The organism is Streptomyces sp. NRRL S-37, from assembly GCF_000721605.1.
GTDB lineage: Bacteria > Actinomycetota > Actinomycetes > Streptomycetales > Streptomycetaceae > Streptomyces.
Genome location: NZ_JOIZ01000020.1, coordinates 19,663 through 32,212, shown reverse-complemented (window position 1 = coordinate 32,212; position 12,550 = coordinate 19,663). Strand labels below are relative to the sequence as shown.

The 12,550-nt window shown below is 71.8% G+C and carries 18 protein-coding genes; 8 read left to right on the top strand and 10 right to left on the bottom strand.

The features are described 5' to 3' along the window. Nucleotides 1-179: 179 nt before the first annotated feature. The gene (locus IH50_RS0127995) at nucleotides 180-902 is read right to left on the bottom strand and encodes a hypothetical protein (protein WP_030868111.1); all 723 of its coding nucleotides are present in this window, start codon (nucleotides 900-902) and stop codon (nucleotides 180-182) included. A gap of 60 nt (nucleotides 903-962) precedes the next feature. On the opposite strand from IH50_RS0127995, the gene IH50_RS0127990 reads away from it, so the two are divergent. Then, the gene (locus IH50_RS0127990) at nucleotides 963-1,283 is read left to right on the top strand and encodes a hypothetical protein (protein WP_030868108.1); all 321 of its coding nucleotides are present in this window, start codon (nucleotides 963-965) and stop codon (nucleotides 1,281-1,283) included. 91 nt (nucleotides 1,284-1,374) lie between these two features. On the opposite strand, the gene IH50_RS0127985 is transcribed toward IH50_RS0127990, so the two are convergent. Further along, nucleotides 1,375-2,271: an SDR family oxidoreductase gene (locus IH50_RS0127985; RefSeq protein WP_030868105.1), complete on the bottom strand. Its 897-nt coding sequence runs from the start codon at nucleotides 2,269-2,271 to the stop codon at nucleotides 1,375-1,377. Nucleotides 2,272-2,398: 127 nt separating this feature from the next. On the opposite strand from IH50_RS0127985, the gene IH50_RS0127980 reads away from it, so the two are divergent. Then, nucleotides 2,399-2,971: a TetR/AcrR family transcriptional regulator gene (locus IH50_RS0127980; protein WP_030868103.1), complete on the top strand. Its 573-nt coding sequence runs from the start codon at nucleotides 2,399-2,401 to the stop codon at nucleotides 2,969-2,971. A 289-nt stretch (nucleotides 2,972-3,260) separates the two neighbouring features. On the opposite strand, the gene IH50_RS38045 is transcribed toward IH50_RS0127980, so the two are convergent. Next, a complete protein-coding gene (locus IH50_RS38045; RefSeq protein ID WP_051767472.1) occupies nucleotides 3,261-3,707 on the bottom strand; it encodes a DUF6086 family protein in 447 nt (148 codons plus the stop codon). A gap of 320 nt (nucleotides 3,708-4,027) precedes the next feature. Between IH50_RS38045 and IH50_RS42765 the strand changes: the two genes are divergently transcribed. Then, on the top strand, nucleotides 4,028-4,963 hold the full coding sequence (locus IH50_RS42765; RefSeq protein WP_234328248.1) for a hypothetical protein: 936 nt from the start codon (nucleotides 4,028-4,030) through the stop codon (nucleotides 4,961-4,963). A 42-nt stretch (nucleotides 4,964-5,005) separates the two neighbouring features. On the opposite strand, the gene IH50_RS0127965 is transcribed toward IH50_RS42765, so the two are convergent. Together IH50_RS0127965 and IH50_RS0127960 are read right to left on the bottom strand one after the other, a co-directional pair. Then, the gene (locus tag IH50_RS0127965) at nucleotides 5,006-5,212 is read right to left on the bottom strand and encodes a DUF397 domain-containing protein (RefSeq protein ID WP_030868095.1); all 207 of its coding nucleotides are present in this window, start codon (nucleotides 5,210-5,212) and stop codon (nucleotides 5,006-5,008) included. Further along, on the bottom strand, nucleotides 5,209-5,568 hold the full coding sequence (locus tag IH50_RS0127960; protein ID WP_030868093.1) for a Scr1 family TA system antitoxin-like transcriptional regulator: 360 nt from the start codon (nucleotides 5,566-5,568) through the stop codon (nucleotides 5,209-5,211). Before IH50_RS0127960 ends, IH50_RS0127965 begins: the two co-directional genes overlap by 4 nt. A gap of 71 nt (nucleotides 5,569-5,639) precedes the next feature. Here IH50_RS0127960 and IH50_RS0127955 point away from each other — a divergent pair, with 71 nt between their 5' ends. Next, nucleotides 5,640-6,320, top strand: coding sequence for a hypothetical protein (locus IH50_RS0127955; RefSeq protein ID WP_158801306.1), 681 nt, complete (start codon nucleotides 5,640-5,642; stop codon nucleotides 6,318-6,320). Nucleotides 6,321-6,475: 155 nt separating this feature from the next. Continuing rightward, on the top strand, nucleotides 6,476-6,658 hold the full coding sequence (locus IH50_RS0127950; protein ID WP_030868086.1) for a hypothetical protein: 183 nt from the start codon (nucleotides 6,476-6,478) through the stop codon (nucleotides 6,656-6,658). A gap of 14 nt (nucleotides 6,659-6,672) precedes the next feature. On the opposite strand, the gene IH50_RS0127945 is transcribed toward IH50_RS0127950, so the two are convergent. Further along, on the bottom strand, nucleotides 6,673-7,329 hold the full coding sequence (locus tag IH50_RS0127945) for a hypothetical protein (protein WP_030868083.1): 657 nt from the start codon (nucleotides 7,327-7,329) through the stop codon (nucleotides 6,673-6,675). 124 nt (nucleotides 7,330-7,453) lie between these two features. Between IH50_RS0127945 and IH50_RS0127940 the strand changes: the two genes are divergently transcribed. Continuing rightward, nucleotides 7,454-7,786, top strand: coding sequence for a hypothetical protein (locus tag IH50_RS0127940; RefSeq protein ID WP_030868422.1), 333 nt, complete (start codon nucleotides 7,454-7,456; stop codon nucleotides 7,784-7,786). After that, entirely contained in the window at nucleotides 7,783-8,652 is an 870-nt protein-coding gene (locus IH50_RS0127935) for an SMI1/KNR4 family protein (RefSeq protein ID WP_037873012.1), read from the top strand. The genes IH50_RS0127940 and IH50_RS0127935 overlap by 4 nt, the downstream gene beginning before the upstream one ends. Here the strand turns inward: IH50_RS0127935 and IH50_RS40145 are convergent. Then, nucleotides 8,608-8,886, bottom strand: a complete 279-nt coding sequence (locus IH50_RS40145; protein ID WP_107062160.1) for a DUF397 domain-containing protein — start codon at nucleotides 8,884-8,886, stop codon at nucleotides 8,608-8,610. The genes IH50_RS0127935 and IH50_RS40145 overlap by 45 nt on opposite strands. Before the next feature lie 200 nt (nucleotides 8,887-9,086). Here IH50_RS40145 and IH50_RS0127930 point away from each other — a divergent pair, with 200 nt between their 5' ends. Beyond that, complete coding sequence (locus tag IH50_RS0127930; protein ID WP_030868078.1) at nucleotides 9,087-9,503, top strand: hypothetical protein; 417 nt, start codon at nucleotides 9,087-9,089, stop codon at nucleotides 9,501-9,503. Nucleotides 9,504-9,589: 86 nt separating this feature from the next. On the opposite strand, the gene IH50_RS0127925 is transcribed toward IH50_RS0127930, so the two are convergent. The 3 genes from IH50_RS0127925 to IH50_RS0127915 all read right to left on the bottom strand — a co-directional run bounded on the left by IH50_RS0127925 (nucleotide 9,590) and on the right by IH50_RS0127915 (nucleotide 12,412). Then, nucleotides 9,590-9,898, bottom strand: coding sequence for a hypothetical protein (locus IH50_RS0127925; protein ID WP_037873010.1), 309 nt, complete (start codon nucleotides 9,896-9,898; stop codon nucleotides 9,590-9,592). A gap of 26 nt (nucleotides 9,899-9,924) precedes the next feature. Then, entirely contained in the window at nucleotides 9,925-10,461 is a 537-nt protein-coding gene (locus tag IH50_RS0127920; RefSeq protein WP_030868072.1) for an RNA polymerase sigma factor, read from the bottom strand. 256 nt (nucleotides 10,462-10,717) lie between these two features. Beyond that, nucleotides 10,718-12,412 (bottom strand): IclR family transcriptional regulator domain-containing protein, encoded by a 1,695-nt coding sequence (locus IH50_RS0127915; protein WP_030868070.1) that lies wholly within the window; start codon nucleotides 12,410-12,412, stop codon nucleotides 10,718-10,720. Between the last annotated feature and the right edge of the window lie 138 nt (nucleotides 12,413-12,550).

Sequence of the window (12,550 nt, the reverse complement as noted above, 5' to 3'; positions counted from 1 at the left end):
ACGGCGGAATCATGGACGGCTCGGCGCTGACACGGCAGTCGTTCGGAACGGGCCTCGTTCCTTGCCGCACCTGGATCGAACAGGTGCGGATTCACGGCTTGTGACGCGGCTGACGGCCGGACGCCCCGGTCGTCCGGAGCGAGGGGCCGCTCGCGAGGTGCGCTGCCCCGGAGACTCGGTCAGGTTTCCGGCAGGACGAGCCAGATCTCGGAGAAGGCGAGGCCGTGCTCGGACATCACCGTCCCGCAGGGGCAGCCCAACGTGGCCCGGTGCCAGTCGCAGGTCACCGTCCATGGGCCGTCCTTGCCCCCGCACTCCGGGCAGCCGACGGTTTCGGCCGCCCACACATCCCGCGCGGGTCTGGTGTAGCGACGGAATCTGCCCGCGTGACGGGCCTGCCAGGACTCGACCGGCGGTGTGAGCGGGACGGCGCCGGGCGTGTTCGTCGCGGCGAGGGCGGTGAACAGCGCGGCCAGGCCGGGGAGCAGGGCTTCGCCCGCTTCGGTCGGCGGTGCCGTGCGTTCCGTCGTGTCCGGCGCGATGCCGTACTGCGGGGCCGCCGCCGCGGGGGGCGGGTTCGGGGCCGCGTGCCAGGGCAGCAGGGCGCGGGCGACGGCGGCCAGGAGGGCGGCGGCGGGCGGACCGACGGTACCGGCGTCAAGGTGGCGGACGGCGGTCCGCAGTATGCGTTGAAGCCGTCTGTCGCGGTCCGTCGTCCTCGCTCGTACCGCTGTGCCCCGCCGGGTCGGGAGCGGGGCGGTGAGGCGGGCGAGGACGGCCCTCACCGCCTCGGCGTCGGCCGGGGACAGGCGCCACTCGCCCGCGGCGAGGAGGTGCCGGGCCCTCGCGGACTCCCGGACGAGAGCACGTGTCCACAGCGGGCGTGCCGTCGCGTCCACCATCTACTCCACCTCCCTGGCCGCACCGCACCGTCCCGTCGCCGCTCCGGCTACCCTCCGCGCATGGAGCAGGAGCATCCCCTCGTCCGTGACGTCTTCCCCGACCTCATCGCCGAACTGACCACCCTCTTGGAGGACGAGGGAGAGCGCGAGTCGGCCATCTGCGTGTGGGATGTCCGTCTGGTCGCCCTGTGCGGCTGCGGCGACGACTTCTGCCAGAGCATGTACACGGCGGTGCACCAGAAGGGTAAGCCGTACGGCGAGGGCTACCGGTGCGTACCGCTCTCGCCTTCGGAGGGCATGCTGATCCTTGATGTCGTGTACGGCCGGATCAAGTACATCGAGGTGCTGAACCGGCCGCCCATGCGCCGTCCGACCCCCTGACGCCCGTGCCGCGCGGCGGAGCGGTCCCGCCGGAACCTTCTCCGGGGCGCGGCGGCCGGGCTGTCGGAGCGGCCGCGCGGGCCGTGCCCGGTCAGGCGCGGAAGTAGTGCCCGGCCTCCAGGTCCCGAACGAGGCCGGGCCCGCTCGGCACCCAGCCGAGGAGTTCCCGCGTACGCGCGCTCGACGCGGGCATGTCGGCGGCGAAGAAGTGGCCGATCCAGCCGAAGTGCCGCTCCGCGTCCTGCGGTTCGATCGAGGCCACGGGGACGCCGACCCCTCGTCCGATGGCCTCCGCGATCTCCCGGGCGGGGATGCCCTCCTCGTCCACCGCGTGCACGAGCGTCCCCGCCGGGGCCTTCTCCAGTGCCAGCCGGGTGAGCCGTGCGGCGTCGGACCGGTGGACCGCCGACCAGCGGTTCGTGCCGTCGCCGACGTAGCCCGCGACGCCCTTCTCGCGGGCGATCGCGGTGAGGGTCGCGATGAAGCCGTGGTCCCCGTCGCCGTGCACGGTCGGGGCGAACCGCATGCTCACCGTGTGCACGCCGCGCTCGACGTACTCCAGCGCGAGGTTCTCACTGCCGCCCCGGGGGGAGTCCGGGCCGTGGAACGGTGACCTGTCCTCCTCGGTCACCGTGCGGCCCTGCGTCAGGCCGGCGATGCCGGACGCCAGCAGGAAGGGACGGCCCGATCCGGCGAGGGCGTCGCCGATCGTCCGCACGGCGGCCCGTTCGGCCCGGTTGGAGGCGGCGGGGTCGGCGAAGTCGTGCTTGTTGGCGAGGTGGAGGACGGCGTCGGCGGCCGCGGCGCCCTCCCGGATGCCGTCGAGGTCGTCCAGGTCGCCGCGGCGTACCCGGACACCCTTCGCGTCGAGGGACGCGGCCGAGGCGTCAGAGCGGGCGAGCCCGGTCACCTCGTGGCCGTTGGCGAGCAACTCGTCGACCGCGGCCGAGCCGATCCATCCGGATGCTCCGGTGACGAAAACACGCATGGGAAAGCTCTCTTCCGATGTTCGAGCCCGGTCGATGCCGACCAGGCAGGCGATGTCAGTCACTGACGTCAGCGACTGACATCACTGTAGCTGTCACGTCAGCGTCTGTCATCACTAAAGTGGGGGCATGGTGAGATGGGAGCCCGGGACACGGGATCGGCTACAGGCGGCGGCGACGGAGCTCTACGTCAGCCGCGGCTACGACAGGACGACCGCGGCCGACATCGCCCAGGCCGCCGGTGTCACGGAGCGGACGTTCTTCCGTCACTTCGCCGACAAGCGTGAGGTGCTGTTCGGGGGCCAGATCCTGCTGGAGGAGGCGTTCGTGGAGGGCGTGGCCGGGGCGGCGCCGGACGCGTCAGCGCTCGAGATGGTCGAGGCCGGCCTGTGGGCGGCGGCGCCGTTCTTCGCGGCGGAGCGGCGCGACCACTCCAGGCGACGGCAGAGGATCATCTCCGAGAACCCCGCGCTGCAGGAACGGGAGTTGCTGAAGATGGCGGGGATGGCCACGACGATCGCCGCCGCCCTCCGGTCGCGCGGAGTCCCCGACGTGACGGCCAGGCTGGCCGCGGAATCCGGGGTGACGGTGTTCGGCGTGGCCTTCGGGACGTGGGTCGCCGAGGGCGAGGAGCGGTCGTTCACCGACATCCAGCGCGAGGTGCTGGGCGAACTCGTGGCGATGACGTCCGGCGCGAGGTGACCGGCACGGCGACGGACCGTCGACCGGGCCGTGCCGACCCGCCGCGCCCCCGACCGGCGGACTGCCGAACCCACCCGCGCCGAGCGCGACGGCACCCCCTGAACGGCGACCGGCCGCCGCACGCCGCGCGTACCCGGCCAGGTCGCCGGACGCCCCGCGTCCGGACCCGCGACGGGTTCTCCGGCTCCGCGCGGGCGACACCTGGCCGCGCGTCGAGGCGTGAGCCATATCCCGTACGACCACAGGCGGTGAGCGAGAGGCGGCGGACGGCGGTGTCGGACGAACCGTCTCAGCGGGCCATCCAGCGGTCCACCTCCCGCGCCCGCGTGTCCAGGGCGTCGACGACGGCGGCCGACGAGGCCCGGACGTCGCCGGGAACCTGCACGTCGCGTCGGACGCCACCCCACACATCGCCGGCCCCTGCCGCGGGCATCTCCACCTCGATCCCCGCCCGCCGCGCGAGCGCGACCGCTGTCGCCGCGAACCCCTCGGAGAGCGTGAGGATCACGGAGTGACGTGTCTCGCGGTGCCACACGACGAGGCCGCGCACGAACTCCGCGTACGCGACCGGATCGACTTCGAGTACGTCCGGGTCACGCCAGTACCGGCCCTGGCCGATTCCCGAGGGCAGCCCGAGCTCCGCCTCGAAGACCTCCACCTGCCGCATGAAGAGGCGGCCGGCACCGTTCGAAGGGTTCCACAGTGTCTCGTCACCCAGGTCGAAGTACATGCTCATCGTCGATTCTCCGTTCCGGCCCGATCGCCCTGGCGCAGGGTAGGTGTTCAGGCGGCCGGCACGCACGCGGGTAGGACGCGGCCCCGGCGGGGCACCGCGCGTCGCCCGGTGGCGCCACGTCAGGCAGAAGATTGGAGCGTTTCTCCAGCCGACCTGCCCACCCACCTCGCCTTTTGCGCCCTCCAGGCTGGAGAAACGCTCTCATCACCAGCCGGCGGGGGTACGGAGAGGCCGAGATCCGGGGCTGGTAGAGTCGGGATCTTCGGTCGGCGTGGGCCACCGGAGTTCCAGAGGTGACACGTCTGATGACCCGTCAACGGATGAGTGACGACTCCGGCATCGCGGCGCACGAGGCGTGGAGCCTGCCCGCCGCCGACACTTTCCGAGGGCATCGGGCCCTGTGGTGGAGCGCCGGGCCGGCCGGGGAACTCGCGGTCATGCTCGTCCACCGGCGCCACCTGGAGCGCAGCCGCTACGGCAAGGGATGGCACGCATGGCGGCCGAAGAACCCGTTCACGGGCGAACTGGTCACCGTCACCGCACAGGGGGAGCGGCGCACCACGGTGGAGAACGTCCGGCTCTGGCCGAGCCACCTGGCCCTGCTGCCCGACTCCCGCTTCCTGCTGGTGAGCGGCCGTACGCCCCGGCCCGGGGCCGACGGCCTCTGGGGGCCCAACGCCATGGTGTTCTCCCCCTCGGGGACGCCCGAGAACGAGTTCTGTGTCGGCGACGACATACCCGCCCTGATCACCGACCGCCACGGAGGGATCTGGACGGCCTACGGGGACGAGGGCATCTACGGCGGTCACCCCGAGTCGGGAGCCGGTCTCGCGGGCTGGGACACCGAAGGCCGCGCGACGTGGGCCCCCGGGGACCGGCTGCCCGCCCACCCGCTGGAAGGGTGCACCGCGGCGACCGAGGGCGACCGGGTGTGGCTGGTCTGGTACACCCACAGCAGGTCGGGCACCTTCCTGACCCGCGTCACCCCGTCCACCGGTGAAGTGACCAGCCATCCCAGCCCCGTTCACCAGCCGGACGGCTTCGCCGTGCGCGGCGACCGGGCCGTGCTGACCCGCCGCGACCACGACCGGCGGACCGTCGAACTCACCCGCGCCAAGTTCGACGGCACCACCTGGACGGCGACCGACCGCCGCACACTGCGCGTCCCCGGCCGGGTCGTCGGACGCTGCGGACAGGGCCGCGACGGCACCCTCTGGCTCCGCACGGGCGACACCTGGCTGCGCATCGAGGCGTGAGCCACCGACAGGAGATGGTCCCGCCCGAGGATCCGGGCGGGACTATCCGGCCACGAGCGCCACGAACACGGCCCACTCGTCCCGGCCGACCCGCAGCACGGGCCCGTCGCCCACGGCCTTCGAGTCCCGTACGTACACGGCACCCGGGCCGGCGGCCACCTCTACGCAGTCACCGCCGTTGGTCCCGCTGTAACTGCTCTTGAACCACGCGAGGTCGCCGGGCTGCTCAATGTGCTGGTCGATGCTCATAGCTCCCCTGCCAAGCGCTCGATGAACCTGGCAGACTCCTCGGTGTTGAGGGCCTGTGAGCGCAGCATTCCATACTGGAGGCAGAACTCGCTGACCTCGTTCCGGTCGGAGCGGATGTTCACGATCCCCTGGGCCTCGATGGATACGAACTGTCGTCGTTCGACGGTTTCCAGCAGAACGATCTGGCCGTTGACCCCGCTGTGTGCGGCCCGCCGGGTCGGCATCACCTGAATGTCCACGTTCCGCATGCAGACGCAGTCCCGTAGCCGCGCGAGTTGCTCCCGCATGACGGCAGTTGGTGACGGCCCTGCGCGACGTTCTGGCCCACCATGCGCGTCTGCGATGCACGACCACATGGGAAGCCATGGCCCACACGGTCAGCCCCGAGCTGGCCGCGCACTCGACCACTGACCGCCAGACTCTCCTGGTGGCGGTCGACAGCCCGCTGCGGGAGCACGTGCCGGTCCTCTCCGTGCTCCTGCGGGAGAACGGGGAACCACTCCCGTACCTGTCCAGGGTGCTGTCCCGACTCGGTGTCCTGTACGCAGAGGTCTCGCCCCGCCTGGAGCGCTGGGTCGACATCGAGACGGAGCGGGTCTTCGCAGCCTATGGAACACCGTCGAGGACCATGCCACCGCGCATGTCGCTCGCGCCGGAAGAGCCGGCAGCCCAGCGCGGAGCGGTGTCCGCCAAGGCACAGCGCCGCCGCGTCTCGTACGCCCGAAACACTGGTGGCGCCGAGCGCCACGATGGAAAAGTCCGTGGACTCGTCGTCCGGCTCGACGAACTTCAGCCTCAGCTGAGTCAGTTCCCTCGCAAACGGGCGAAGAAGGCCGTCCGTCAGGCTCGCGCGTGGCTCGCCCTGCGTGACGGGCGGCAACTATCGTCGCGTCAGCGGAAGAGGTTCATGAGGGAGGCGCCCGAGAATCCTGTGGTCCGCCTTGAGAACGCTCTGCGGGCGGCTGAGGAAGACATCAAGAGGACGGCCTGGCTGGAGAAGTACGAGAGCAGGCTGCGCACGGCGAACAAGACGCGGTCGACGCCGTCTCCGGCGGGGGCACAGGCCGACACGGAAGACCCGGCGGATCGGCTTCCCGGCAACTGGTGACAGTGGCCGCACAAGGAGACACGATCCCTGCCGTACTTCTGAACGGTGGGCGGGTCGAGTCGGACTTCCCGCGGCGACTGACCGCAGTCGACGGCAAGGCCCCCTCTGAGGATCCCTTGCTGTCCGCTCTGGTCACGTGACCGGACGGTGGACCGGTGTTTTGCTTCCGCGACATCCTCAGGACGGCCGGTCTGGCCGTCCCGCAGACGGACGAGGCCCTGCTGAAGATCTGGCACCGCGAACAGGAGCGGGCGCACGCCGCCTACGGGAACCCTCCTCGCCCGCTGCCGCCGCGCCTGGTGCCGACGGCGTCGCAAGCCGCGTCTCCGCGCACATGATGGCTGGCGAGAGCCTATGCGCAGGGCAGGTCCGGGGCGTGGAGCAGCAGGGCGCGGGTGAGGGCGGACGTCACCGGGGCTGCGTGGTCCGGAAGTTGCCGGGCGGCCCATGCGGCCGTCAGGGCCAGGAACTCGGTCAGGTCGCGTTCCGCTCCGGTGAGCAGACGTCGCAGGTCTGCGGCGGTGAGTTCGATCACTGGACTGTCGTCCCGGTCGGCGTCCACGGTCAGGCGGACGGCGTCGCCGTGGCGTTCGGCGAGCGGGGACGGGTCGTGGCCGAAGGAAGCCCAGCCGTTCCCGTCGAGGACGTCGAACCAGTCGCCGCGTTCCTCCAGGCCGTTGCAGCAGCCCGGCAGCAAGGTGACGCCGGAGGCGGTGTCCGTGACCCGCAGGCCACCGGAGACGAAGAGGCCGTCCATGGTGAGCAGCCCGTGCAGGAAGGAGCCGAGCGGGTCCTCGGGCCGTGACGGGTGGTCGTCGGCCGCCGGTACGACGTCGTTGTGGGCGGCGATGCTCATGACCGCCGTGCCGACCTCGGCGGGCGTGAGCGCGCCGCTGAGCGGCAGGAAGCCGTACGGCTCGATCCCGGCGACGGGCCAGAGCGCGAAACCGGGGGAAGCGGCGACTTCGAGGACGGGCTGCAACACGATCACCCGGAGAGTGTGCGGCACGGCGCCTCCGTTCCGCACGGCCACCGTGCGACGGCCCCGCCGGGAGGGATCCCCGAAGATCTACAAGGAAGCCCGGCTCCCAAAACGCGTCGAGCTTCGCGCGGGCGCCGCCTACCCTTGCCGCATGGGCCACGCGAAGACCTCCTACGTCTGCCTGCCCTGTCGGGCCTCGTACAAGCAGCCCTACGACAGGGACAGGCCGCACCGGACCTGCCCCCGCTGCGCGCAGCCGCTGATCCACGTGGGGTCGGCATTCGCGGCGCCCCCGCGCCGGGACACCGCGGCCTGGCGAACGCTGTCCGTCCTCCTGCACGCCGGCGTCCGCTTCCACAAGAGCTGCTGCGGCGGGCCCGGATTCCGTCCGCGCACGCTGCGGGAGGTGCGCGAGCGGATGACGTACGCCCGCCGTACGGGCGAGCCCTTCGCCAGGGCGCTCGTACGCCGCGACGTGCCGTGACGGAGAACGCGGAACTGACACAGCTCATGACGCCGCCCCAGGCTCCCGTCGACGCCCACGGAGACTGGCCGGCGGTGGAGGCCGCGCTCGGGACGCCGCTGCCCGAGGACTACAAGCACCTCGTCGAGACGTACGGGTGGGGTGAGTTCTGCGACTACCTGAACCTTCGCACCCCGTTCGGCACGAGCAGGCACAACGGCCTCGCGTGGCAGAGCGGCACGCCGTCCGGTACGGCGGAGAGGGACCGGGAGCGCTACCCGTACCCTCTCCATCCGGCTCCGGGTGGCCTGCTGATCTGGGGCACCACCATCGACGCCGACCGGCTCTGCTGGCTCACCACCGGAACGGCCGAGAACTGGCCCGTCGTGGTGTGGAGCAGCGAAGGCCGGTACGAGACCCATCCCATGGGTGCCGCCGGGTTCGTCGAGGCATGGACCAGGGGACGCGTCGACTCCCGGCTGCTCGCGGACATGGAACCGGGGCCGGCCCCGTGGTTCAACGCGTTCCGGCCCCGCGACCACCGCTGCCTGCGCCTCACGGAGGGGCCGCTCGCCCACGACCGGCGCCTGGCGATCCTCCGGGACGCACTGACCCCGACCGCGGACCGGGGCACCTGGCGTTCCGCCCAGGGCGACTCGGGCCAGGACCACTTCGCCACCGTCGGTACCGACTGGCTGCTCACCTACGACATGTCACACCCGCACCAGATCCGGATCTCGTTCCCGCCGGAGGACGGCCCGGCGGCCCGGCGACGCCTCTTCGCCGCCGTCCGCAGGATGCGGTGCGAGGTGACCCGGATCAGCGCGTCCGACGGCGTACCGCTACCGGCCTGGGACACGGTTGTGGGCGAGGACACACGGACGTAGGCGGCGCATGCCGTGAGGGCTGATGCGGAGCGCGCCACGAACGTGGCCCACTCGTCCCGGCCGACCCCGCAGTACGGGACCGTCACCCACGGCCTTGGAATCCCGTACGTACACGGCGTCTGCTGCGGTAGCCACCTCGACGCAGTCGCCGCCGTTGGTTCCGCTGCGGCTGCTCTTGTGAAGCACGCGAGGTCGCCGGGCTGCTCGACGTGCTGGTCGATGCTCATGGCTCATCGGTCAAGCGCTCGATGAACCTGGCGGACTCCTCGGGTTGAGGGCCTGTGAACGCAGCATTCCATGTGTGGCGCAACGCGGGAGCAACCGTCCACGTTCAAGGGGAACTTCAGGTGGCCCGTCTCCCCGGCTCACGTACTCGGACGGATCTGAGTACGTGAGCGCTGTCCGACGACGGCGTGCGGCGGGAGGATCGGGGCATGCGTCAAGGACTTGTGAAACTGCTTCCCCGGTTGGCGTCGGCCCTCGTGCCGGCCGTGACGGCGTCGGTGATGTGGGCCGTGTGGCTGGGCTGGGACCAACACCGTGACGTGCACCCCGACGGCTCGTCGACCGGTCCGTACGAGGCGTGGCAGGTGATCGGGCTGGTGTCGACCCTGCTGGTGCCGGTGTGCTGGGCGGCGTTCCGGAACCACGTCGTGGGCGCGGTGGCCGGTACCACGACCGGCCTGACCGCTGCCGCCTTCCTGGACTGGTCGGACGACGCCAGCGGCCTCTTCATGGTCGGCGTGGGGATGGTCATGATCGGCAGCCTCGTCGTGACCGCCGTTGTTTCCTCCGTCATCACCTCCGTGACACGGCACGGGTTGGTGACACGGCACGGGCGACCGGTCTGAACCCGGCGGCGGAACTCGCGCGGACAGCTGCGGGGCATGGCGGCCTCCGGATGCCGCTGGATCAGTTCTCCGGCAACCCGACTCCATCAGACCCGGGGCAGACCAGTGCCGCCCGCCTTCGTCAGGGTGCAGACGCCGTCCGTGCAGTTGCGTTCCAGACGGCCGCGGGAGACGGTCTGCGCCAGGTCGATCATCCAGCAGGCCGGGCAGCCGCGGAGGGCGACCAGGCCCAGGGGTGCGGCCAGCAGGGCGGCGGGGCCGGCGAAGGGCACCAGGGCGATCGAGCCGGTGATCAGGCCGAAGCCCAGAACACCGCGCAGCAGGTGCCGGGGGACGGAGGAGACGGCGGAGCCCGCCTCCGCGCGGACGGGCTTGCCGGTTTCGGCGGTCTTCACGGTGGTGTCTCTCCTTCGGCTGCTTCCTAGGCCGCCAGGGCTTGCCGCAGAGCGGCCCGGGCCCGGTGGAGCCTCGATTTCATGGCCGCGTTGCTCAGGCCGAGCGACTGTGCGACGAGACGGCCCGGATACCCCTGGACGTCTCTCATGATCAGCACCTGCCGCTGGTCGCGGGGAAGACCGCTGATCGCGACGGCGATCCGCTCGGCGTCCAGCCGCCGCAGCACCGAGGTCTCCGCGGAGGGCGCCGGATCGCTGCCGGCCTCTTCGGCGACGGAGGCGGAGGTGAGCAGCCGTAGGTGCCGCAGGCATTCGTTGCGCACGATGCGGAACATCCAGGAGGCCAGGGCGCCGGATGCGCGGAGCGTGCCGATTTTCCGGTAGAGGATGATCAGTGCTTCCTGAGCCGCGTCCTCGGCGTCCTGCGGTGTGGCGCACAGTGACAGCGCGAACCTGCGCACATGGGGCTGCGACTCCACGATCACAGCGGTCAGCGAGCTGATGCTGCCGTCCTGGGCGGCCTTGACCAGCCGCTCGTCGGGCCAGGGGGAACTCCGGCTCATGTGTCCTGCTCGTGTCCGGTGATCTGCGGTCGTGACCGGCGCGGATCAGCCACGGCTCCGGTTCCTCCGCTTGAGCAACGTCACGCTGCACACGCAGACCAGCAGTACACCGGCCACTGCGGTGATCGCGATGGTCATGCTTCGTTCCTCCTGGTGTCCGTCGGCCCGCTCGGCCGGTTCACGGATAAGAGGCGGCTGAGGCGGAAAAGGATTCAGCGCCGTTGCGGCCGATGTGAGGACGGACCGCGCGGAGCGGTCAGCCCGTCCGTACGGGACCGTCGGCGAACGCGACCGCCAGGTCCGACTCGATGCGGGCCGCGCAGGCGCGCAGTGCGGGGAGGAGGGTGTCCCTGGTGTGTTCGGGTGGCTCGGGGCCGGCGTGCAGGGCGATGTTCACGGCTGCGACGGCCCGTCCGTCCCGGTCCCGGACCGGTACGGCCAGGGAGCGCAGTCCCGCCTCCAACTCCTGTTCGACCAGCGCGTGTTGCTCATGGGCGACCCGGTCCAGCTCTGCGCCGAGCGCGTCGGGCGAGGTGAGGGTGTGCGGGGTCAGGGCCCTGGGGTGCGAGGCGGCGATCCGGTCCCGCCGGTCCGCCTCGGGCAGGTCCGCGAGGAGGACCCGGCCCATGGAGGTGGCGTACGCGGGCAGTCGTGTGCCGGGCATGATCCGGGCGCTGGTGATCTGCTGGGCGGCGGCGCGGGCCACGTAGTGGACCTCGGTGCCGTCGAGGACCGCCAGTGAGGCCGACTCCCGTACCCGTCCTGCCAGTTCGGTCAGATGGGGCTGGGCGATGTCGGCGAGGGTGAGGGTGGACAGCCGCGCGTAGCCGAGCTCCAGGACGCGCGGGGAGGGCAGGAAGCGGCGGCCGAGCTGTTCCACGTAACCCAGTTGACGGAGCGTCAGCAGGTTGCGACGGGTGCTGGGGTACGAGAGCCCGGAGGCCTCGGCGGCCTCGGCGAGGGTGAGACCGCCGCGCCGCCGGCCGAGCGCGGTCAGGACGGCGAGGCCCCGGGCCAGTGCCTGGAGGAAGGACGGTCCCAGTTCCGGCTTGGCGTCGGCGTAGGCGGGGGCGGTGGCGGGTGGCACGGCGGTCGTCTTCGAGGTGTCGTACAGCTCGTCCGCGATGCGTCGGGCCTCCTCCGTCATCGTGGCCAGCGCCTGCGCGCGCAGTTCCCCGCCGCTGTGGCGGCTGGTGTGCGCGAGCACGCTGATCGCGCAGACGGGCCGGCCGCCGGGGTCGCGTACCGGGACCGCCAGTGCGACCAGGCCCGGGGCGACCAGCTGGTCGTCCAGTGCCCAGCCGTCCGCGTCGGCCGTCGCGGTCCAGGTGGCGAAGTCGGCCTCCGTCCGCTCGGGGACAGGAGCGGTGCGGCGCGCGGGGACGGCCGGGAAGGTCTCGTCCAGGGGGTCGGCGGCACGGCGGGCCCGCCACGCCTCGTACGTGTCGGGCCCCCATCCGGCGGCGAGTACGGCACCGGCCGCGCAGCGCTCGGCGGGCAGAAGGTCGCCGACACGGAAACCCAGGGGGATCATCCGGCCGGGCGGGACGGCCTTGCCGACGATGCGTGCGTCGCAGCCGTCGAGGACGATCGCCGAGACCGACTCGTCGAGGGCGCGGGCCAGCCGGTCGAGGCTCGGCCGCAGCGCCTGGGACAGGCCGCTCGCGTGCAGGTAGGCGTTGCCGAACTCCATCAGACGCGGGGCGGGCACGAGGTCGCGTCCCACGGCGCGCAGATGGTCGAGGTGGGTCAGGGTCGCGGCGATCCGGTCGACGGTCGATCGCGCCAGGCCGGTCGCGCGGGCGAGATCGCTGGGGCGCACGGAGTGGGGGGCGTCCGCGACGATCCGCAGCACGGCCAGCCCGCGCTCCAGCGGGCCGGCGGCTTCCGTGGGGGAGTCCGCCGGTGCCTGCGGTGCCTGCGGTGCCGCCCTCGAAACGCCCGGCGCCATGGCACTTCCTCCCGTATGTCGGCTTCCCGGCGCGTGTGGCCGTACCCGTCTCCAGGGGAACGCTACCGGCCATTGACAGCCGTCTCGGCGATCGCCCACACTCAGCGCACTCGGTCAATGAAAGTAAGTTCACTCAGC